We start from the raw sequence: 20,158 nt of genomic DNA on the forward strand, positions 1-20,158 counted from the left end.
TCTATGCTTTTCAGCAGTTGTTTTTTGCTGGCAGGCTGGTTTAAGATGAGAACATATATAAGTTTTCATAGGCGGGAGATATATGAAATATCCAGAATTTTTTCTTATTTTTGTATTGACGGCGGTTACATATGAACTCGGTTTCGCACAAAAGCTGCCGATTCTTAAAAAAGCGATCATTTATGTATTGCTTCTTGTTGGTGCGTTTCCGCTGACAATTTTAAACGCTATAGGATTGTCGATGATTCCAGCGTTGTGCGTGGCTGTCGCCGTGCTTGCTATCGTTCGTATTCGCAGGAAAGTTGCGAAGTCGTGGCGCGAAAAAGAATATAAGGGGTGATAGTATGCTGTGGTTAACTCCTGTTTCCTTGACACCGGACGATAAGTATTGAAAGATGAGGCGCGGAAGTTGCTGGCGGTTGTTTTCGGTATTTCCGGGCCGGTGGCCGAACGGATGTCTTACTGGCTTGAACGGGGCGATTACGTCATTCTTATAAAAGAATAGAGGGAAAGGAGAGAGTGCGATGAAGCGGTTGGAAAATGCTTTGTTTGACTATTTGCAGATAAAGGTCGTTTCCGATGCCCGGCCTGAGGATAATGCGGCAAAGAAAACAAGTGATTTTTTCTATTCCATCCTTAAGGAAGATTATAAACTTGAGGGCTTGGAAATTACAAAAGACGATACGATGTATCATATAAAATATATATCTGACGGTAAAACCAAAACACAGTTTTTCGATAGGGAAGCTGTAGAGCAATTGCTTTCGGCGATTGAAGCGGAGCCGCGTTATGGCCGGTAAGGAGAGGATACCCCTCTCCTTTTTGCTGATTTTATGATTCTCGTACATAATTAGAGTATAGAAAAGAAAGCACAGGTCGAGCAGGGAAGGAGGAAATAGATGAGAGTACGGGATTACATGACGCCCAATCCGATTGTATTGCATAAGGAAGACCCGATTAGCCGGGCGGCGTCGCTACTTTTGGAAAACCGAATTGATGGCCTGCCAGTGGTGGATGAGGCGCATAAACTTATCGGCCTTGTAACAAAATCGCACGTATTCCGAGCGATGAAAAACCATTTGCCTGAGGAAACACCGGTAGGTATACTTATGCAGACTCGGCTCGTCACATTGTATGACGATCAGCAAATTTATGAGGACTGGGATGAAGAATTGGATGCAGGTCGCCTGCCTGTTATTGACCGTTCTGGCACGTTGGTTGGCATTTTGACGCGTACCGACATTTTGCGCGCGTTCGAACACCAGACGCGGAAAACCATATCACAATTAGATGCCATTTTACAATCTACGTATCATGGCATTGTAGCTGTTGATTTAACGGGGCATGTGCTATCCATTAACCAAGCGGCTGAAAGGCTCTTGGGCATTTCGCAAAAAAATATGATCCGCACATCCATTACAGAATTAGTATCTGATAAGACATTGTTGAACCTGCTTCTTTCGCTTGAAAAACAGCATATGGTGCGGCTTGACTACGGCGGACGCAAATTGTTGATTAACCATACTCCGATTGTGACTGATGAGGGAAAAAAAATCGGAATGGCAAGCGTCATGCAGGACATTACAGAGCTTGAAGTGATTTCCCAGGAATTGACTGCCATGCAAAAGTTAAACCGTGAACTAGATACAATTATCGAGTCGTCTCATGATGGAATTGTCGTAACCGACCGGAACGGCGTCATTCGCCATTTTAATCAGGCCTTTAGTCGAATGACAGGCTTGCCGGCGTACGAAGCGATCGGTTGTAAGGAAGAAGAATTAGAGCGGCGAGGAATCATTTCCCAGGCGGTTAGCAGGCTGGTTATCGAAAAGAAAAAAAGGGTAAGCGTGATTCAGCATGCGGCGAACGGTAGCGTGCTTTTATCGACGGGAACGCCGATTTTAGACGATGAAACAGGGGAAATCCTACAGATTGTTATGAATTGTCGAGACTTAAGCCAGCTGAACCGGGTAAAAGCGGAGTTGGAAGAAGCGAAGCAGCTTTCTGAACGATACCATTCCGAGCTGGAAGTATTGCGCGCGCAGCAAATGGAAATCGAAGGAATTATTGCGGAAAGCGAAGAAATGCGTAACATTCTGCAGATGTGTATCCGCATCGCCCCGGTTGATACGTCCATTTTGATTCTCGGAGAATCAGGCGTTGGAAAGGGGGTGCTTGCCAAGCTGATTCATCAGCGGAGCGATCGGGGACGCGGCCCGTTCATTTCCATCAATTGTGGCGCGATTCCTAGCAATTTGTTGGAGTCGGAATTGTTCGGGTACGCATCAGGCGCTTTTACGGGGGCACAGCAGAAAGGTAAGCCCGGCCTCATTGAACTTGCAGATGGAGGCACACTATTTTTGGACGAAATCGGAGACCTGCCACTTGATCTTCAAGTAAAATTGTTGACGGTGTTGCAGGAAAAACATGTTACCCGCATTGGGGATGTGAAGGAAAGGGCCGTCGATTTTCGGTTAATTGCCGCAACAAACGCTAATTTGCTGGAACGAGTACAGACAGGAACGTTTCGGGAAGATTTGTATTACCGGATTAATGTTGTTCCCATCGAAGTGCCGCCGTTGCGTAAGCGACGGGAGGATTTGTTCCCGATGATCCGGTATTTCTTGAACAAGTTTAATGAAAAGCACCATACAAATAAGCGTATTTCCTATGAATCGTTGGAAGTGATGCAAGCGTATTCGTGGCCGGGCAATGTGCGGGAATTAGAAAATATCATCGAGCGCCTGGTGGTAACGACTGTAGACCCGATCATTGAAGTAAAGCATCTTCCGAAATTGATGCTTGGGGCGAATCTTGCCTCGGTCGCTTTTCCGATGGAAGAAAAGCGAGAGGTGGGCATGCATTCAAAGATGGTTCTTCATGCGGCGGATCAGGAGAGTGAAAAAGAGCGTTTGCTTGCATTGTATGAAAAATACCGCAGTACCCGAAAAGTAGCGAAAGTGCTTGGAATTCATCAATCGACAGTCGTTCGCAGGTTGAATAAGTACGGGGTTCAGCAGAAAAAGTGATGCATATGCATCGGTGATGCGAGGATTGATGCAAAAATTGATGCATATGCATCAATTTTCTAAGAACAAAGTGCGCAAAATGTGCTAAAAAAGCTTGGGGTGGAATTTGGCATTGAATTTGCATTATTATAAAAAGTATAGAGGATGAATAAATAAACTATCGCAAGTTTTACTGGAGAGAACTATATTATATACATTATTATTCAATCAAAAAAGTGTCGCGGTGGGAAACTTATACAATATAAACAATAAAACATAATTAAAGATAAAAAACGGAGAAAGTCACCCCGTCAAGAGAGTGGAGAGTAACCCAAGTGAACGGTATATATCTTGCGATAGTTTATTTTCATCTAAAATCGCATAGGCTCCCCCTGCCTCTAAGCGAGCACTAGTGTAGGAGGGGAGTGACTTTCACCATTTTCAGCGATCATACTGCTTTCCAATTGGCTGTTGAGGATACGTTTCTACGCAGTGTACAATAAAAGTATCCTCATGTCCAAGGAGGTTTTGCTTATGGCAGAAGTTGTGGCGCAATCTTTAAGCCAGGAATTGCTTTCACTGCTTCAGGGTGAGCGGTTTGTCATGCTTTCCACGATCAGCAAACAATCCGGCGCTCCGTATGTAAGCGCAATTTCGTGGGTGTATGCGCCGGAAGTATCTACTATTTTGTTTGCTGTGAACAGCAAATCAGTGATCGTTGAAAACATTCAGCATAATCATCTGGTTACGCTGAGTGTGTTTGCTGAGGGTTCCGTATATTCGATTCATGGGCGCGCGCGGATTAAAGCGGATCGTATGGAAAATGTCCCGCTTAAGCTTACGATGGTGGAGATTACCATTGAGGAAGTGCGTGATGTTATGTTTTATGGCTCGCGTATTGCCATTGAGCCGCGTTATGAGAAGACGTATGATACGCGCGCAGCGGAAAAATTGGATAAACAGGTTATGCAAGCGCTTAAAAATGCCTAGTCGTATGACTAGGCATTTTGTTGTGTGTGCCCGGCATGGGCGTCATCTCTAGGGTTCAAGTCCCGAGTGGCGAAGGCAGTAGTAGCCATTAGCTTGTGGCAAGGGTGTCGACCGTGAGGTCGAATCTGAAGGAAGCCGGCGGCAAACCTCCGGCCTGAGGAACACGAATCTCATATAAGGCCAGCGTTCGTTGGATGAGCCTGCACAACAAGGCGAAGTCCATACTGCCGAAGGCGAGCGAAGGTAAATGAGGCAGGTAGATGGAGGGGAAGATGGCGCTCTTACCCGGGGAGATCTGTCTGATAGGCCGAGTATCCTCGGTAACCTCATTCGCGAGAATGAGTTGAACAGACAGAAGTCAGCAGAGGTCATAGTACATGCCATGTGACGACATGACATGGAAGGGCCGAACATTATGGAGAACGAAAGACCAGGCGTTCGAAGACACGCGATGAAGGCAGACAATCCGTATGGACTTATCCGAAGGAGGATGTGGTGAATTCCACGGGGGACTTCGGAAGGGCAGAGTGTGCCTTCGGCACAAATGGAACCTTTCGCTCACGCAAGGAGTGTACGTTCAATGATGGAACAATTGTTAGCACGGGACAATCTCTTACGTGCCTTGAAACAGGTAGAACGAAATAAAGGAAGTCATGGTGTGGACGGTATGTCCGTAAAATCCCTACGTAGATATATCATGGACCACTGGCATGACATTCGTCGTTCCATTGAGGCGGGAACTTATGAACCGAGGCCTGTCCGTCGCGTCGAAATCCCGAAGCCGAACGGAGGAGTCCGACAGTTAGGTATCCCTACCGTGCTCGACCGTTTCATCCAACAGGTAATTGCACAGATACTTACCCCTGTGTTTGACCCTTATTTTTCCGAACATAGTTATGGATTCCGCCCCTCACGGCGCGGACATGACGCGGTACGAAAAGCAAAGCAATACATTCAGCAAGGCTATCGATGGGTAGTTGACCTTGAACTTGAAAAGTTCTTTGACCGTGTCCATCATGACCGACTGATGGCAAGAATCGCGGAGAAAATAGAAGATAAGAAGCTTCTCCTGCTTATCCGTCGTTTCCTCCAATCTGGCATTATGGTGAACGGTGTAGTTCTTAATCCTACAGAGGGAACACCGCAAGGTGGCCCACTGAGTCCGCTTCTCTCCAATATTGTATTGGATGAATTGGATAAAGAACTTGAAAAGCGGGGACATAAATTTGTTCGCTACGCGGATGACTGTAATATCTACGTACGAACCCACAAAGCAGGTGAACGGGTGAAACAGTCTGTCACTGCCTTTATCAAAGGGAAGCTAAAATTGAAGGTCAATCAAGAAAAGAGTGCTGTTGACCGACCATGGAAACGCAAGTTTCTCGGTTTCAGCTTTACTTCTCTCCTTGAACCAAAGATTCGCATTGCAAAACAGTCACTACAGCGGGTGAAGCAGAAAATCCGTCAGATTACATCTCGACGCATGGGTGCGCAGGCGACTGCGTATGTGTTTGTGGAAAGAGTGGAAACTTCCCCGAACAAAAGTGAAAAGGCTTCTCGCTTTAGGCGTGCCTAGAGGAAAAGCCTATGAGTGGGGAAATTCCCGTAAGGGATACTGGCGTATCGCCAAAAGCCCTGTTTTACATCGGACTCTTGATAAACGATTCTTCGAATCGTATCAACTTAAGAGTCTAAAAGGACGATATCACGCCTTGCGGCGTACATAATGAACCGCCGTATACCGAACGGTACGTACGGTGGTGTGAGAGGACGGGGGCTAGTCACCCCCTCCTACTCGATTATTGCTTGGTGCTTCGCAGCTGATTGCGTTCTAGAAGACGAGGCGGCGCTTGCGGAACGATACGGCCAGCGATATCGGCCAGTTCCTCTGCGAATCCCGCAATCGGACGGCCGCGGCGAATGTCCGCGTTTATTTCCTTAAGCCGCTGTACGATATCCGGGTCAGCGGTAATCAAAGCTCTCGCTCCCTGGGGATCTTCCCTAAGGGATTCCGCTACCGAATATTTAATGGTACCGACTCGCGAGCGATCAAGCCTGGCATCGACATCGATGCCGACGATGGCTACCTTACCAAATACAACAGCGGTGGCACTGTTTACTTTTGGCACGCTGGAAGCGAGTTTCACCAGTCTATCCGCGGTTGCTTTGGCATTTTGCGGTTGCTTCGGTTTCGGTGCTGTTTGTTGCACACGCTGGGTTCCATTGCTTTGTGGAGCGGGTTTAGGGCTTGCCTTTTTATTTGCACTGCATCCGGCAAATATAAGAGCAAGGACAATGAGTGGCAAGAGCAAACGTTCTTTCATCTTGTCACATCCTTTCCGGTATTGAAATGCATAAGCTTTATGCGTAGTGTTTCGCAAACCGAAAGGAGTCATACATGATTTTTCCTTCTAGAATATTTTTGTGACATACACTAACAACAAATCTCCGTAAACCATAAAGTAAAGTAAAGCGAATGTATTAACGGTTACACTTTATTTGTACTTGCAAACAAAAAAGCTTTCAGCAAGCGTTTTTTATGCGTTTGCCGCTGGATAGCATCCATATATATTGCCTTGGGAGGCGAGACATTGAAAAAAATCTATGTCTTAGATACGAATGTATTGTTGCAGGATCCGCTGGCGATTTTTTCGTTTCAGGATAACGATGTTGTATTACCAGCCGTGGTATTGGAAGAGGTGGATTCGAAAAAAAGGTTGATGGATGAAATAGGAAGGAACGCGCGACATGTAGCCAGGTTGCTGGATGAACTGAGGGTGAAAGGACAACTGCACAATGGAGTCATGATGGAAAATGGCGGCCGTTTACGGGTGGAATTAAACCATCGCTCTTTTGCCAGGATGCAGGAGTTATTTCACGATATGACGAATGACAATCGGATTCTTGCAGTGGCTATGAATCTACATGATGAAGAACAGCAAAAACAGCATCCACGGCCCGTGATTTTAGTGTCAAAAGACGCATTGCTGCGGGTAAAAGCCGATGCGATTGGACTTGTGGCGGAAGATTTTTTATCCGACCGTGTGGTGCATGAGTTCTCCAGTCTCTATAAAGGATATACGATCATCAATGTTCCTGTTGATATTATTCAAAAATTTTACAGCATGCCCCTGTTTGAAATTCAAAATTTTCTTCCCGGTCGCTCTTTTTTGCCAAATGAGTTCCTGATCTTGAAAGATGAACTGGGATCATCGGCATCGGCCATCGGGCGGGTCAGCGGTGACAGAAAGTATTTGCTTCCTCTAGTGTTTGGTGACGAATTTGTTTGGGGAGTCAAAGCGCGTAACGCTCAGCAGAAAATGGCGATGGAATTGCTATTAAACAAAGAGATACCGCTTGTAACCCTTACTGGTAAGGCTGGTACAGGCAAAACGCTGCTCTCGCTTGCTGCTGGTTTGATGCAAACGGAAGATGAACACGCATACAAAAAATTGCTAGTAGCAAGACCCATTGTGCCGCTTGGCAAAGACATCGGCTATTTGCCGGGTGAAAAAGAAGAGAAGCTTCGTCCTTGGATGCAGCCGATTTATGATAACCTGGAGTATTTGTTTAACACGAAACAGTCGCGGGATTTGGATAAAATTTTGGCGGGTCTTGGAAGTATTCAGGTGGAGGCGTTGACGTATATTCGCGGACGCAGCATCCCCGAGCAGTTTATCATTATTGACGAAGCACAGAATTTAACAAAGCATGAAGTAAAAACAATTTTGACAAGGGTTGGAGAAAACAGCAAGATCATCCTGATGGGTGACCCGCAGCAAATTGACCATCCGTATCTTGATGAAGTAAACAACGGGCTGACGTATGTGGTAGAAATATTTAAAACCGAGAAAATGTCGGGACACATTACATTGCATAAAGGTGAACGGTCTTTGCTGGCGCAACTCGCGGCCGACTTGCTATAAGAGAATGGTAAAAGCTCTATCCGCTTCCGGGTAGAGCTTTTGCTTTTCGTTTTATGGAGAAAGATGGTACACTAAAAAAAACAAGAAGAGGGGGAGTTTTGATTGCGTATTTATACTTTTCCGTTAGGACCGCTGCAAACGAACTGTTATATTATCGCCAACGAAGAAACAAACGAAGCGATTATTATTGATGCGGGGATGCATCCAGGCTCGTTGCTTGACAAAGCGTCCGAATACAAAGTGCGGGCGATTTTGATGACGCATGCTCATTTTGACCATATGGGCGGATTGGATGAAATCCGGAAGAAAACCGGTGCCCCTGTATATATTCACCCGAATGAGCAGGAATGGCTGCAAAATCCGGATTTAAACGGTTCTTCACACTGGCCGATGGTCGGAGATGCAATGAGGACAGAACGGGCGGAATACGAACTTGCAGACGGAGATGTTCTGGATTTGGCCGGTATGAGCATACGTGTGTTGGAGACGCCGGGACATACGCCAGGTGGAGTATCTTTTCTGATTGGTGAGCATTTATTTAGCGGGGATACGCTGTTTGCCCATTCCATTGGCAGGACCGATTTGCCGGGCGGAAACTACGGGCAACTGATTCGCAGTATTCAGGAGAAGCTCATGCCGCTTCCCGAAGAAACGCATGTATACCCGGGGCACGGGCCTGAGACTACTATCGGATTTGAGAAAATGCATAATCCGTTTATTGCTGGAACGTTACGGTAATACTAGGATTGTCACATACTTTTCACACTAGTGTTGTGTTACATTTCCACAAAAGGCACGAACATTGCTAAACTAAAAGATAGAAGGGCTTGGAAGAATGAGGATATTCATGGATGTTTGGTGATTTACTGTCAAGAAAGGGAATGGTGAAAGAATGTTGTTGGGAATGTCCATCGGAACATGGATTTTACTCATCACTATGGTTTGCTTCTCCGGCTCCGCCCTGCTGATCTGGTATGCTGCCAAAACAAGCGGACAGTTTGACGATGTAGAAGGCGTAAAGTATCGAATGCTTGAAGAAGAGTCCGCTGTGGATGCGCCAATTGATGCAAAGCGTTGAAAAAGCATACTTGCCTGAGTATGCTTTTTTTTTGTCGTATAAGAAAGGATATGTTACTTTATCACTATAAAGTAACATATCCTTTCTTTCTATGAGTAAACAGGGAAACACTTGCAAGGCGTGTGCCAAACGTTGCCTTTTTCCATGAGGAGCGTGTGGCACTTTTATGTATTACCATATGTACGCATAGAAAGACAATAAGTCATCTATATTTTATTTGGAAACTTGTCATTTTTCTAACAAAAATCTCATGCCATGTTATAATGAATTAAGAAAAAGGAAAACACCACCTTGGGGTATAGGTGGTGTTTTAGGGGGAGGATTAGAATTTAGAGTTAAACTACTAATAGGGTGGGGCACTGCCCCTGGGTTTTACATATGGGATGTTAATTAAATGATAAATCTCTTTTTAAACTATGTCAATAGTGTTAAGTAGTAATTTGTTTTTTGTTGCTCTCAGCATCATTTTTTTAATAAACTAACTACCAGGATGAATGAATATTCTTTATAGCATGAGTTTTCGTGCCGTATCATCTATAACATACACTCTTGTTTTAGCTCTCACTTTTTCTACGTGAAAATTTATAGCTACTTTTACATCGTTTGATTTATTAAAGTCTATAAATTCTTTTATGGAAAAAGTGGTGGAAGGATTTACGAATATAAGGGGAAGAAAGAATCATTATGAATGTTATATCAGTTATCAAAGATAAAATACGAAATGCGCCAGAAAAAATGATTCCGTTCCGCACATATATGGAATATGCGCTCTATCATCCACAAAGCGGCTATTATCAGCGTTATAATCAAAAAATTGGGAAAAAAGGGGATTTTTACACCAATGTTTCCGTTGGCTCGGTGTATGGTGAAGTGATGGCCGATGTCATTTGGGAGATGATTGTGAAACTTCCGGATGATAGGCCGCGAGCGATTGTGGAGATAGGAGGCGGTACGGGACAACTAAGCGCCCAGATTCTTCATTATTTTAAGGAGAAGTGTCTTCTTCCGCTGCAAAACATTACCTATATCATGATTGAGTCAAGCAACTATCACCGTCGTTTACAGAAAGAAACGCTGGAAACGTTTCGGGATATGGTAGAAATAAGATGGTATGAAAGTATGGCGCAGGCAAAAAAAGAGATTCCAGAATTGCGAGGCGTGTTGTTTTCAAACGAGCTTGCTGATGCATTTCCTGTTCATCTTATTGAATATAGAGATGGAGAGTGGCAAGAGGTATATGTAACAGAAAATAAAAACAGCACACAAAAATTCAGCGAAAAACTGGGCCCGCTTTCGGTTCCGGAATTGGGTGTCTATATTAAAAGAGAAAACATCCCGTCTCTTGAAGGATATCGTACGGAAGTGAACTTGGCGGCTTTGCAATGGATGATAGAAATGGCGGAATGGCTTACGCAGGGATACGTTTTGACTGTGGATTATGGATACGAACGGAAGATATTATATGCACCTTCAAGAAATGCGGGCACATTGCTTTGTTACCGAGCTCATACCGTAAGCGAGAACCCGTATAAATATCCGGGAGAGTGCGATATGACTTCTCATGTGAATTTTTCTGCACTGATGGACGCAGGGATGCTTCATGGGTTGGAAACGATAGGATTTTATTCGCAGCAGCAATTCTTAATTCAAGCGGGGATTTTGACGCGTCTTCAAGGACACGCGGGCGGTGATCCGTTTGCCAGCAAAGCAGCGAAACGAAACCGCGCTATTCGTCAGCTAATTATGCCTGAAGGTATGGGACAGGCGTTCTGCGTGCTTATTCAAGCGAAAAAGACCGATCATAAGCTTGCATGTTGCCGTCCGTGGGATTTTTGAAATAAACAAAAAACGGAGGGGGGCATCAAAACTCCGCTCCGTTTTCGACGTGTTACAGAAATGAAACGACAGTATTTATCGCTGCGCTTGCATGGACCTCATCCAGATTTTTCTGATAATTACCGAAGGTTGCATAGAACATAAACCCAGTAAACGCTAACAATAAATAAGTCATGAAAATAATCATGTATGTTTTTTCAGACAAATCAACGTAGCTGAGAGCTAAGAACATCCCTGTTTGTGCAAAGAATAAGAGCGCCATTGTTTGCAGTCCACCCCATAACCCCATTAAAGCAATCACCAGGCAAAAAAACGCAAGTACACGGTACATGCGTGCCATCCTCATTCCCCTCCTTATAGCTACAATATGGATAATCTATGAAATATTATAATCCAGCAGTAAAGGACTGTAAACGTGAAGGTTTGTCTATCGAATAAACCCTTAGGACAGGCGAAGCATTGTATAGTCGCAGGACTTGCACCCTACCAGCATGGAATTTTCTTCGATTAAAGAAATATTTTTACCGAAATACGTTTCAAAAATTCCTAATAGTAACGCATGGTGCATACGACAAATGCTTTCTGGATGATTAATGGCCGCTTCTTTAAATGTGCAGTTGAATACGCGGAAGCGGAGATTTTGCCCGTCGGTGAGTTCGATTTCAGGGTGTAATCCTTGCGCTACCACGAGGCGCTGAATGGAAGCGATTTTTTCCTCTATGTTCATTTCGGTAATGCTCACGCGTTCTTTTTCGATGGCCTGTCTCGCTGCCTCATGCCCGAATTTGCGGCCCATTTCATAAAGAGCTTTCTGCCCTTCTTCTCCTAAAGTTACGAGCGTTTCTATGGCGATGTTGGCAAGTAACTGATAATCCCGCGGTGGGAATTGTAGGCTAATCATCTGATCGGATAGCGAGTAAAGACGACTTGGACGGCCGCCTTTTCCAGTTTTTTCGGAGGTGGAAGTAAGCAGATTGACGTCCTCTAATTTTGTTAGATGGAGTCGCGCGACATTTGGGTGAATATCAAATTGTTCAGCAATTTCCTGAACGGTAACGGTTCCATGCTTGGATACGATATATTGATAAATGGAAAAGCGAGTAGGATCGGCGAGCACGCTTGTTAGCTTCAAAGTTTCGTTGTCCATCGAGTATTCCCCCCTCTTTATTTTTTTAAATATCTGGGGTTAATTATAGTATAAATAGAGAAAGCGGTAAATGAAACTTTTGTAAACACTATTGACATAGAATTAAACACAATAATATAATTAAGTTAACTAACAAGAATGGGAATTTTTATTATTTTATCACTTTACATTTTTAATCAGCTATATATTTTTATATAAATTGTGAAATTGTGAACAAGGAGATGACCGGGGATGAGTGGGCACTTGACATTCTATACTTATCCAAGCTGTACGTCTTGTCGTAAAGCGAAAGCGTTCTTGAAAGAGAATGGAATTCCATACGATGAACGCCATTTATTTAAAAATCCTCCTTCGGTTGAAGAATTGTTAGAAATTATCAAAATGACAAACAACGGAACGGATGATATTCTTTCTACACGCAGCCGAAAATTTAAAGAGTTAGATAAAAATATCGAAGAGATGACCGTTTCGGAACTGTTGGAAATGGTAAGCGAAGAGCCGAGATTGTTGCGCCGTCCGATTATTTTTGACGGTGAAAATCTGATTATTGGATATAACCGCAACGCGATGCAAGAATTGCTGGCATAGAGTACGGAACTTATATAACAGACGATAGAAGCGAAGAAAGCCGACGGCAGAATGCCTGTCGGTTTTTTGTGTTACAATACAGAGGGAGGAGATAGGATTGAAACAGAATAAAGCACTGCTTGTCGATGGCATGAGTCTTCTGTTTCGCGGGTATTACGCGATGGCGAACCGAGGGCCGATGCGCGCAAAGAACGGGTATCCAACGAACGCTGTATATGGTTTTATGCAATATTTTTTTGACGCGATCATGACTTTTGAACCGACACATGTCGTTTGCTGTTGGGATATGGGGGCGAAAACGTTTCGTAACGAGAAGTTTGCAGGATACAAAGCGAACCGTAGCGAAGCACCTGATGATTTGTTGCCGCAGTTCGACCTTGTAAAAGAAATGATTGCTTCCCTTAATGTACCGAATGTCGGGGTGCCCGGATATGAAGCAGATGATGTTATCGGCTCCATTAGTCATACGTTTGCTAAGCAGGGCGCGCAAGCAATAATACTGACCGGCGATCATGATACACTTCAGCTAGTTGAAGAAAATGTGCACGTGGCAATTATGAAAAAAGGATTGTCCAATTATAAAGTGTACACGCTGGAAGCACTCCGTGCAGAAAAAGGTTTAAGCCCGGTACAAATGATCGATGTCAAAGGATTGATGGGAGACGCCTCGGACAATTATCCGGGCGTGAAAGGTATCGGGGAGAAAACAGCCATTAAACTTATTGCTAAATATGGAACGATTGAGAATCTTTTGTCGAATATGGACGATTTAACGCCAGGATTGCGCAAGAAAATTATCGAGAGCTTGGACATGCTGCATCTTTCTCGCGAACTTGCCACGATCGTTTGTGATGTTGATCATAAGATAACGCTGGATATATGCGTATGGTGCGTGGACGTAGAACAGGCGCGCGAAAAATTCGAAGAATATGAGATTCACCGTCTGTTGAACAGGCTGGTTGAATATACTACCAACGCGTAATTTAATGGAGGGAGAGAGGATGAATACGATTTTAGTAGACAGACAGGGCGGCATTGCTCTGGTAACATTGAACCGTCCGGAGGTGCGCAATGCCATCAGTTTTGAAATGGTAGAAGAATTGGATAAATGTTTGGATGAATTGGCGGTTGACCGGGAAGTTAAGGTTGTGATCTTCACAGGTTCTGGAGATAAAGCCTTTGTTTCTGGCGGTGATTTGGATCAGTTTTTGTCCGTACGCACGAAAGACAAGTCCCATCCGATGTTGATGCGGGTGGCGCGCCTCTTGAGCAAAATCGACCGCTATCCAAAGCCGACGATCGCGATGATAAATGGGGCGGCGATCGGAGGTGGTTGCGAGTTCGCCGTTGCTTGCCGCTTTCGTATGGCTAGTGACAGGGCAAGGATGGGATTTGTACAAATTGGCATGCATATTATTACCGGATGGGGCAGTGGAACGCGTCTTATGAAGAAGATTGGAACGAATCGTGCGCTGGCGTTACTTTTAACTGGGGAGATGTTCGATGCAGCGTACGGTAAGGAAGTTGGGTTTATCGATCGCGTATTTCCGCATGAAAAGTTACGTGAAGAAGTGTTTGGGTTCGCTGCTAAGATTGCGGAGAAGCCATTATGCAGCATCGAGGCGTATATGAAAGTAGCGAAAATGGTGGATTCAGGTCTGGAAAGCGACGTATGCATTGAAGAGGAAGTTGATTTGTGCTCTTCGTTATGGGGCTCGGACGCGCATTATGGAATTGTTCAGAAATTTTTGCGAAAAAAATAAGAAAGTATTATTCTCTCCGTTTAAAGATGTCTTGGACTGGACATACTATTTTAGTAGAAAGTCAGTCTATGAACTCTAGCAAGTGCATAAAGATAGTGATAACAAAGTAAATTGCTAAATAAACGGAGGGATTTGCAATATGACAGCAACACGTCAAGACGCTTGGACGCCGGATGATGATTTGGTGTTGGCTGAAGTGACATTGCGCCATATTCGTGAAGGAAGTACTCAATTATCCGCATTTGAAGAAGTGGGTGAACGGTTGAATAGAACGGCGGCAGCTTGCGGCTTCCGCTGGAACAGTACTGTGCGCAAACGTTACGAGGACGCGATTCAAATTGCGAAAGCGCATCGCCAGGAACGGAAAAAGGCAAAACGCAAGCTGAAGTCAGTCGCTGTTTCTGCGGAAGCACAGACAAGTCTAGCAAATGGGGCTTCTGCCATAGAAGGAAGCACAGGCATCATGCGTACGCAGGAATTAGAAGAGGAGATTTCGTTTGATATTGTTATCCGTTTTTTACGCAATCAGAAAGAAGCATTCAAGCGGGTGAAGCAATTAGAAAAAGAAGTGGTGGAAAGCCGTAAGAAAATCGAAGAATTACGCGCTGAAAACGATAGTCTAAAAGAAGAATTGAACCTTATGAAATCGGACTACCAGATTGTAAACGACGATTATAAAGCGCTTATTCAAATTATGGATCGCGCCCGCAAGATGGCGTTCCTTGGCGATAATGAAGATATTGATGCAAAGCCACGCTTTAAAATGGATGCCAATGGTAATTTAGAGCGTGTAGACTACAGGTAAATACTTGAAAAGCAAGAGGCGAACCGGCCAAACATTGCGGTTGGAGTGGGCCTCTTTTTTTTATGGTAAAAATTTTGAAAGTTAAAAGGTTTTTGCAAATATTTGTAGAAAGTAATATAACAGTCGTTTATTTTTACATACCATGCATGAAAGGGTGAGCAAATGGAAATCAAAACGATCCTTATTGCAAACCGTGGAGAGATTGCCCGCCGGATTATTCGGACGTGCAAAGCGAAAGGAATTCGCACGATAGCGGTTCATTCGGAAGCGGATGCCTCTATGCCTTTTGTGCGTGAAGCTGATGCGGCCGCCCTAATCGGTCCTGCGCCTGTTGCGCAAAGTTATTTAAATATGGATGCGATTTTGCAAACGGCGAAAGAACACGAAGCGGACGCCATCCATCCGGGTTACGGTTTGTTGTCAGAGAACGGGCGTTTCGCCAGAAGATGCGTGGAAGAGGGAATCGTGTTTATCGGGCCACGCGCGGAAGTCATGGAGGAGATGGGGGATAAAATTCGCGCACGTGCCAAAATGATGCAAGCAGGCGTGCCGGTTGTGCCAGGTTATAATGGAAACATTCCGGATGCGGAAGAAGCTTGCCGTATTGCCTCGGAGATCGGCTATCCGGTAATGCTGAAGGCGAGCGCGGGTGGCGGAGGCATCGGTATGCAGATTTGCCGGGATGACGAAGAAGTTAGAAAAGCATTCCAATCCGCTAAAGGACGGGCGAAAGCATACTTTGGCAACGATGATATATTTATTGAAAAATATGTGGACAATCCACACCATATTGAAGTGCAGATTGCTGGTGATGAGCATGGAAATATTGTACATTTGTTTGAACGAGAATGCTCGATTCAGCGTCGCCATCAGAAAGTGATTGAAGAAAGTCCTTCTCCGTTCCTTGATGAGACAACGCGGCACCTGATTTGTGATGCGGCTGTACGCGCGGCGCAAGCGGTCAACTATACAGGCGTCGGTACGGTCGAATTTATTATGAACGGCGACAAGGAATTTTTCTTCTTGGAGATGAATACTCGCCTTCAAGTCGAGCATCCGGTTACCGAAGCGGTAACGGGACTTGATTTGGTGGAGTTGCAGCTTGCGATCGCGGAAGGGAAAGCGCTCTCATTTTCCCAGAAAGAGGTGAAACAGCAGGGACATGCGATGGAGTTTAGGGTGTATGCAGAAGACCCGATAACGTTTATGCCATCTCCCGGCACAATTTCACGTTATGTGCAGCCTGAGGGGGAAGGGATTCGTGTTGATGATGCGGTCGAATCGGGGTCTGTCATTACACCATTCTATGATCCGATGATAGGCAAATTGATTGTAAGCGGAAATACGCGGCAAGAAGTGATAGAACGGGCGCAGGACGCGTTAGCGCAGTATGTAATTGAAGGAATTAAGACGAATTTGCCGCTACTTTCTGGAGTGTTGCGTGACGAGGAATTTGTAGCAGGCGTGTATACGACGCAGTTTGTGCAGCAAATGAAACGGACAACAAATAAATAGAAGGAGAAGGATGGTAGATTATGAAACAAGTGATAGCAAACATGGCGGGTACGGTCATCAGTGTCCTTGTAAATACGGGGGACGAAGTGCAGGCAGGTAGTGATGTGGTGATGATTGAATCGATGAAAATGGAAGTTCCAGTGGCAGCCGAAGTGTCTGGCAAAGTGAAGGCTGTCAAGGTGAACCCCGGCGATTTTGTCAATGAGGGAGATGTGCTCATTGAATTAGAAGGGTAAGGAGGGGGAAACGTGAAAGATCAGGTTACCCTTTTTGAAGTCGGCCCACGCGATGGGCTACAGAATGAAAAAACGGTCATTTCTACTTCTGACAAGGTTGAACTGATTGAGCGATTAGTCAGATCAGGTCTTCGTAAAGTGGAGGCGACTTCGTTCGTGAATCCGAAATGGATTCCACAGCTGGCGGATGCCGTAGAGGTGTTAAACCGAGTACGTATACATGACGACGTTGTATACAGCGCGCTCGTCCCAAATCTAAAAGGACTGGAGCGCGCGTGCAAGACCGGTATCAAAGAAATCGCGGTGTTTATGTCCGCAAGCGAATCCCATAACAAAAGCAATATTAACAAGTCTATCGCAGAGACATTTCCTGTGCTTCAGGAGGTGGTCGAAGCAGCTACGGCCAAAGGGATGGACGTACGTGGATACGTATCGACGGCTTTTGGTTGCCCGTATGAAGGGGAGATTTCGCTTACGGCAGTTGCTCATGTGACGGAACAGCTGCTGAAAATGGGCGTATACGAGGTGTCCATTGGAGACACGATTGGTGTAGGTACGCCTAAGCAGGTAAAAGAGCGATTCACTTCGTTGATTGGACAATTTGGAAGCGATAAGTTAGCTGGTCATTTTCACGATACGCGCGGCATGGGGCTTGCAAATGTATATGCGGCGCTGGAAGCGGGCATTCGCACGTTTGATAGTTCCATTGGCGGATTGGGCGGTTGCCCGTATGCGCCGGGCGCTTCCGGCAACATTTCTACGGAAGATGTTGTTTACATGCTGCATGGTATGGGACTGAATACAGGCGTAGACTTGGAGAAGCTTGTGGAGGCGGGGGAATTCATGGAACGGGTTTTGGGTCGAGAGCTGCCTTCACGCGTGTTGCAGGTGATGAAAAAGACAGGCAAGGAAGGAGAATGCGGCAATGAGCGATACACAGCAGGCAAATCAAACATTGGAACAGACGCTTCATGAGCGAATCGAACAAATTCAACGGGGCGGAGCGGAGAAATACCATGCGAAGAATAAAGAGCAAAATAAACTGTTTGTGCGCGATCGGCTGAAGTTGTTATTTGATGACGATTTTCAGCTTGAGGATGGCTTGTTTGCCAATTTCATGGCGGGGGATTTGCCGGCGGACGGTGTCGTAACAGCCATGGGTAAAGTAAACGGCCAGACAGTTTGTGTTATGGCAAATGATTCAACCGTTAAGGCAGGTTCATGGGGGGCTCGTACGGTTGAAAAAATCATTCGTATTCAGGAGACGGCGGAGAAATTGCGCGTGCCAATGATATATCTTGTGGATTCCGCAGGTGCGCGCATCACGGATCAGATTGAAATGTTCCCGGGCCGTCGTGGAGCTGGCCGCATTTTTTACAATCAGGTAAAATTATCCGGTATGATACCGCAGGTGTGTGTTTTGTTCGGGCCTTCTGCGGCCGGCGGCGCGTATATTCCAGCATTCTGCGATATCGTAATTATGGTGGAAGGTAATGCCAGCATGTATCTCGGTTCGCCGCGTATGGCGGAAATGGTAATCGGTGAGAAAGTGACGCTGGAAGAAATGGGTGGAGCCCGTATGCATTGCTCGGTGAGTGGTTGCGGTGACGTGCTTGCCTCTTCGGAGCAGGAGGCGATCGCATCTGCGCGCAGATACTTGTCCTACTTTCCTGCTAATTATCAGGAGAAGCCTCCGGTAGAAGAGGCGAGGCCTCCAAGAACAGGAGTCCGCAGCGTGGAAGAAATCGTGCCGACCAATCAGAACGCGCCGTTTAATATGTATGAATTGATTGAAGCCATTGTGGACGAAGGTTCTTTTTATGAAATAAAAAAATTGTTTGCGGCAGAACTTATTACCGGATTGGCCCGTATGAACGGCAAACCGGTGGGCATTATCGCCAATCAGCCGCGCGTTAAGGGCGGCGTTTTGTTCGTTGACTCGGCTGACAAAGCGGCGCGCTTTATCAACTTGTGCGACGCGTTCGGCATTCCGCTTATTTTTCTTGCCGATGTACCTGGCTTTATGATCGGCACGAAAGTAGAACGCGCGGGAATTATCCGTCACGGGGCAAAGATGATTTCCGCGATGTCCGAAGCCACTGTGCCAAAAATCTCGATCATTGTGCGCAAAGCGTATGGTGCTGGATTGTACGCGATGGCGGGACCCGCGTTTGAACCGGATTGCTGCCTTGCGCTGCCAACCGCCCAGATCGCTGTTATGGGACCGGAAGCGGCGGTGAACGCGGTGTATAGCAACAAAATTAATGGTATCGAAGACCCGAAAGAGCGCCAGGCGTTCATTATGGAGAAACGTAAAGAGTATCAGCAGGATATTGATATTTATCGTCTTGCGTCGGAACTTATTATTGATGGTATTGTGGAAGGAAGCCGCCTGCGCGAGGAACTGATTGACCGTCTTGCCGCTTACAGTAGTAAGCAGCTTACGTTCTCACATCGCAAACATCCGGTGTATCCGGTGTAAGCGGGGTGGGGAGTAAAGCGGCACCTCCGCCCTTCTTTTCATTTCATACTGAGGATTGGTACTTTGCTCCCGGCGTTTTCTAATGTGTACGAATGTGCTATGATGGAACATAACGATAGCAATTGAGGAGCGGGAGTATGAATCGGTCTTTTCAGCAGCGGATTTTAGAGGCTGCACATAAAGTTTTCATCGAAAATGGGTATCGTCAGTCCGACATGCGATCCATCGCCAGAGAAGCAGGAATCGCCGTCGGTACGATTTATAACTATTATCCGAATAAAGCGGTACTGTATCAGGAGATTCTTACTGGGCAGTGGAGCGAATTGGAGCAGGCTATTTTCCGGATGACATGCGACAGAGAACTGGAACCGCTTTTGAGACTGCACAATATTACAGATTGTTTGCTTAAATTCGTATCGCAACACTCCAGTTTTTGGCGGGAAATTATGGAAGACTCGAAACGCGAAGCAGAATTGCCGGATGAAGGACATAAAGCCCAGATTCAGGCGTTTGAACAGTTGAAAAAGCATTTGCGCCGCTTGTTTTCCGAAATGGTAACCGACGATTCAGCTTGGATTGAGCGCCACGTACTGACGTATATTGCCGCGGTCACACATATCGGTGTGTTTTTTCCGGATCAATTAGATATGAACCGAGAATATGTGACTGAACTGGTTCAACATATCGTTCAGTTAACGGAAAAGAAAAACTGCGACACTATATAGTACAAATAAAAAAGCGAAGCAAAAAAAGAACTGCATAGAAGTGCTTCTATAGCAGTTCT

General features: G+C 45.5%; 21 protein-coding genes and 1 pseudogene. 19 read left to right on the forward strand and 3 right to left on the reverse strand.

Annotation, left to right across the window (positions count from 1 at the left end):
* Positions 1–82: 82 nt before the first annotated feature.
* The 6 genes and pseudogenes from BLR88_RS00150 (at position 83) to ltrA (ending at position 5,725) form a co-directional block, all read left to right on the forward strand.
* On the forward strand, positions 83–340 hold the full coding sequence (locus BLR88_RS00150) for a YlaH-like family protein (RefSeq protein WP_057898284.1): 258 nt from the start codon (positions 83–85) through the stop codon (positions 338–340).
* A 184-nt stretch (positions 341–524) separates the two neighbouring features.
* Entirely contained in the window at positions 525–800 is a 276-nt protein-coding gene (locus BLR88_RS00155; RefSeq protein WP_057898285.1) for a hypothetical protein, read from the forward strand.
* A gap of 99 nt (positions 801–899) precedes the next feature.
* Positions 900–3,029, forward strand: coding sequence for a sigma-54-dependent Fis family transcriptional regulator (locus BLR88_RS00160; RefSeq protein WP_057898286.1), 2,130 nt, complete (start codon positions 900–902; stop codon positions 3,027–3,029).
* A 513-nt stretch (positions 3,030–3,542) separates the two neighbouring features.
* Positions 3,543–3,998 carry a pyridoxamine 5'-phosphate oxidase family protein gene (locus BLR88_RS00165; RefSeq protein WP_057898287.1) on the forward strand — a complete coding sequence of 152 codons (456 nt, stop codon included), beginning with the start codon at positions 3,543–3,545 and terminating at the stop codon, positions 3,996–3,998.
* 247 nt (positions 3,999–4,245) lie between these two features.
* Positions 4,246–4,386 carry a hypothetical protein gene (locus BLR88_RS19255; RefSeq protein WP_175493529.1) on the forward strand — a complete coding sequence of 47 codons (141 nt, stop codon included), beginning with the start codon at positions 4,246–4,248 and terminating at the stop codon, positions 4,384–4,386.
* A gap of 192 nt (positions 4,387–4,578) precedes the next feature.
* Positions 4,579–5,725: pseudogene (gene ltrA / locus BLR88_RS00175) on the forward strand (group II intron reverse transcriptase/maturase).
* Between the two features lie 72 nt (positions 5,726–5,797).
* On the opposite strand, the gene BLR88_RS00180 reads toward ltrA, so the two are convergent.
* Complete coding sequence (locus tag BLR88_RS00180; RefSeq protein WP_057900273.1) at positions 5,798–6,322, reverse strand: YhcN/YlaJ family sporulation lipoprotein; 525 nt, start codon at positions 6,320–6,322, stop codon at positions 5,798–5,800.
* Positions 6,323–6,589: 267 nt separating this feature from the next.
* Between BLR88_RS00180 and BLR88_RS00185 the strand changes: the two genes are divergently transcribed.
* From BLR88_RS00185 to BLR88_RS00200, 4 genes are all read left to right on the forward strand, one after another.
* A complete protein-coding gene (locus tag BLR88_RS00185; RefSeq protein WP_057898288.1) occupies positions 6,590–7,924 on the forward strand; it encodes a PhoH family protein in 1,335 nt (444 codons plus the stop codon).
* Between the two features lie 102 nt (positions 7,925–8,026).
* Entirely contained in the window at positions 8,027–8,662 is a 636-nt protein-coding gene (locus tag BLR88_RS00190; RefSeq protein WP_057898289.1) for an MBL fold metallo-hydrolase, read from the forward strand.
* A 166-nt stretch (positions 8,663–8,828) separates the two neighbouring features.
* Positions 8,829–9,002 carry a cbb3-type cytochrome oxidase assembly protein gene (locus BLR88_RS00195; protein ID WP_204244858.1) on the forward strand — a complete coding sequence of 58 codons (174 nt, stop codon included), beginning with the start codon at positions 8,829–8,831 and terminating at the stop codon, positions 9,000–9,002.
* A 684-nt stretch (positions 9,003–9,686) separates the two neighbouring features.
* The gene (locus tag BLR88_RS00200) at positions 9,687–10,838 is read left to right on the forward strand and encodes a class I SAM-dependent methyltransferase (RefSeq protein ID WP_057898291.1); all 1,152 of its coding nucleotides are present in this window, start codon (positions 9,687–9,689) and stop codon (positions 10,836–10,838) included.
* A gap of 52 nt (positions 10,839–10,890) precedes the next feature.
* Here BLR88_RS00200 and BLR88_RS00205 read toward each other — a convergent pair whose 3' ends face one another.
* Both BLR88_RS00205 and BLR88_RS00210 read right to left on the reverse strand, forming a co-directional pair.
* A complete protein-coding gene (locus BLR88_RS00205) occupies positions 10,891–11,178 on the reverse strand; it encodes a DUF2626 family protein (RefSeq protein ID WP_082705934.1) in 288 nt (95 codons plus the stop codon).
* A gap of 102 nt (positions 11,179–11,280) precedes the next feature.
* Positions 11,281–11,985, reverse strand: coding sequence for a helix-turn-helix transcriptional regulator (locus BLR88_RS00210; RefSeq protein WP_057898292.1), 705 nt, complete (start codon positions 11,983–11,985; stop codon positions 11,281–11,283).
* 231 nt (positions 11,986–12,216) lie between these two features.
* Here BLR88_RS00210 and BLR88_RS00215 point away from each other — a divergent pair, with 231 nt between their 5' ends.
* From BLR88_RS00215 to BLR88_RS00255, 9 genes are all read left to right on the forward strand, one after another.
* The gene (locus BLR88_RS00215; RefSeq protein WP_057898293.1) at positions 12,217–12,573 is read left to right on the forward strand and encodes a Spx/MgsR family RNA polymerase-binding regulatory protein; all 357 of its coding nucleotides are present in this window, start codon (positions 12,217–12,219) and stop codon (positions 12,571–12,573) included.
* A 97-nt stretch (positions 12,574–12,670) separates the two neighbouring features.
* Positions 12,671–13,555, forward strand: a complete 885-nt coding sequence (locus BLR88_RS00220; protein WP_409359875.1) for a 5'-3' exonuclease — start codon at positions 12,671–12,673, stop codon at positions 13,553–13,555.
* A gap of 19 nt (positions 13,556–13,574) precedes the next feature.
* Positions 13,575–14,336 carry an enoyl-CoA hydratase/isomerase family protein gene (locus tag BLR88_RS00225; protein ID WP_091259563.1) on the forward strand — a complete coding sequence of 254 codons (762 nt, stop codon included), beginning with the start codon at positions 13,575–13,577 and terminating at the stop codon, positions 14,334–14,336.
* Positions 14,337–14,475: 139 nt separating this feature from the next.
* A complete protein-coding gene (locus BLR88_RS00230; protein ID WP_057898295.1) occupies positions 14,476–15,141 on the forward strand; it encodes an RsfA family transcriptional regulator in 666 nt (221 codons plus the stop codon).
* 168 nt (positions 15,142–15,309) lie between these two features.
* Complete coding sequence (locus tag BLR88_RS00235) at positions 15,310–16,656, forward strand: acetyl-CoA carboxylase biotin carboxylase subunit (RefSeq protein ID WP_091259656.1); 1,347 nt, start codon at positions 15,310–15,312, stop codon at positions 16,654–16,656.
* Positions 16,657–16,676: 20 nt separating this feature from the next.
* Entirely contained in the window at positions 16,677–16,892 is a 216-nt protein-coding gene (locus BLR88_RS00240; RefSeq protein WP_091259567.1) for an acetyl-CoA carboxylase biotin carboxyl carrier protein subunit, read from the forward strand.
* 12 nt (positions 16,893–16,904) lie between these two features.
* A complete protein-coding gene (locus BLR88_RS00245; protein ID WP_082705935.1) occupies positions 16,905–17,867 on the forward strand; it encodes a hydroxymethylglutaryl-CoA lyase in 963 nt (320 codons plus the stop codon).
* Entirely contained in the window at positions 17,818–19,374 is a 1,557-nt protein-coding gene (locus BLR88_RS00250; RefSeq protein WP_057898297.1) for an acyl-CoA carboxylase subunit beta, read from the forward strand. The genes BLR88_RS00245 and BLR88_RS00250 overlap by 50 nt, the downstream gene beginning before the upstream one ends.
* A gap of 137 nt (positions 19,375–19,511) precedes the next feature.
* Positions 19,512–20,099, forward strand: a complete 588-nt coding sequence (locus BLR88_RS00255; protein WP_057898298.1) for a TetR/AcrR family transcriptional regulator — start codon at positions 19,512–19,514, stop codon at positions 20,097–20,099.
* Positions 20,100–20,158 lie beyond the last annotated feature (59 nt).

Origin of the sequence: Aneurinibacillus thermoaerophilus (assembly GCF_900099925.1) — a bacterium.
Taxonomy (GTDB): Bacteria; Bacillota; Bacilli; order Aneurinibacillales; family Aneurinibacillaceae; genus Aneurinibacillus; species Aneurinibacillus thermoaerophilus.

Bases quoted from the DNA above. Each gene is read 5' to 3' on its own strand.
- BLR88_RS00150 (WP_057898284.1), top strand. From the start codon at position 83: ATGAAATATCCAGAATTTTTTCTTATTTTTGTATTGACGGCGGTTACA.
- BLR88_RS00155 (WP_057898285.1), top strand. From the start codon at position 525: ATGAAGCGGTTGGAAAATGCTTTGTTTGACTATTTGCAGATAAAGGTC.
- BLR88_RS00160 (WP_057898286.1), top strand. From the start codon at position 900: ATGAGAGTACGGGATTACATGACGCCCAATCCGATTGTATTGCATAAG.
- BLR88_RS00165 (WP_057898287.1), top strand. From the start codon at position 3,543: ATGGCAGAAGTTGTGGCGCAATCTTTAAGCCAGGAATTGCTTTCACTG.
- BLR88_RS19255 (WP_175493529.1), top strand. From the start codon at position 4,246: ATGAGGCAGGTAGATGGAGGGGAAGATGGCGCTCTTACCCGGGGAGAT.
- BLR88_RS00180 (WP_057900273.1), bottom strand. From the start codon at position 6,322: ATGAAAGAACGTTTGCTCTTGCCACTCATTGTCCTTGCTCTTATATTT.
- BLR88_RS00195 (WP_204244858.1), top strand. From the start codon at position 8,829: ATGTCCATCGGAACATGGATTTTACTCATCACTATGGTTTGCTTCTCC.
- BLR88_RS00200 (WP_057898291.1), top strand. From the start codon at position 9,687: ATGAATGTTATATCAGTTATCAAAGATAAAATACGAAATGCGCCAGAA.
- BLR88_RS00205 (WP_082705934.1), bottom strand. From the start codon at position 11,178: ATGGCACGCATGTACCGTGTACTTGCGTTTTTTTGCCTGGTGATTGCT.
- BLR88_RS00210 (WP_057898292.1), bottom strand. From the start codon at position 11,985: ATGGACAACGAAACTTTGAAGCTAACAAGCGTGCTCGCCGATCCTACT.
- BLR88_RS00215 (WP_057898293.1), top strand. From the start codon at position 12,217: ATGAGTGGGCACTTGACATTCTATACTTATCCAAGCTGTACGTCTTGT.
- BLR88_RS00225 (WP_091259563.1), top strand. From the start codon at position 13,575: ATGAATACGATTTTAGTAGACAGACAGGGCGGCATTGCTCTGGTAACA.
- BLR88_RS00230 (WP_057898295.1), top strand. From the start codon at position 14,476: ATGACAGCAACACGTCAAGACGCTTGGACGCCGGATGATGATTTGGTG.
- BLR88_RS00240 (WP_091259567.1), top strand. From the start codon at position 16,677: ATGAAACAAGTGATAGCAAACATGGCGGGTACGGTCATCAGTGTCCTT.
- BLR88_RS00250 (WP_057898297.1), top strand. From the start codon at position 17,818: ATGAGCGATACACAGCAGGCAAATCAAACATTGGAACAGACGCTTCAT.
- BLR88_RS00255 (WP_057898298.1), top strand. From the start codon at position 19,512: ATGAATCGGTCTTTTCAGCAGCGGATTTTAGAGGCTGCACATAAAGTT.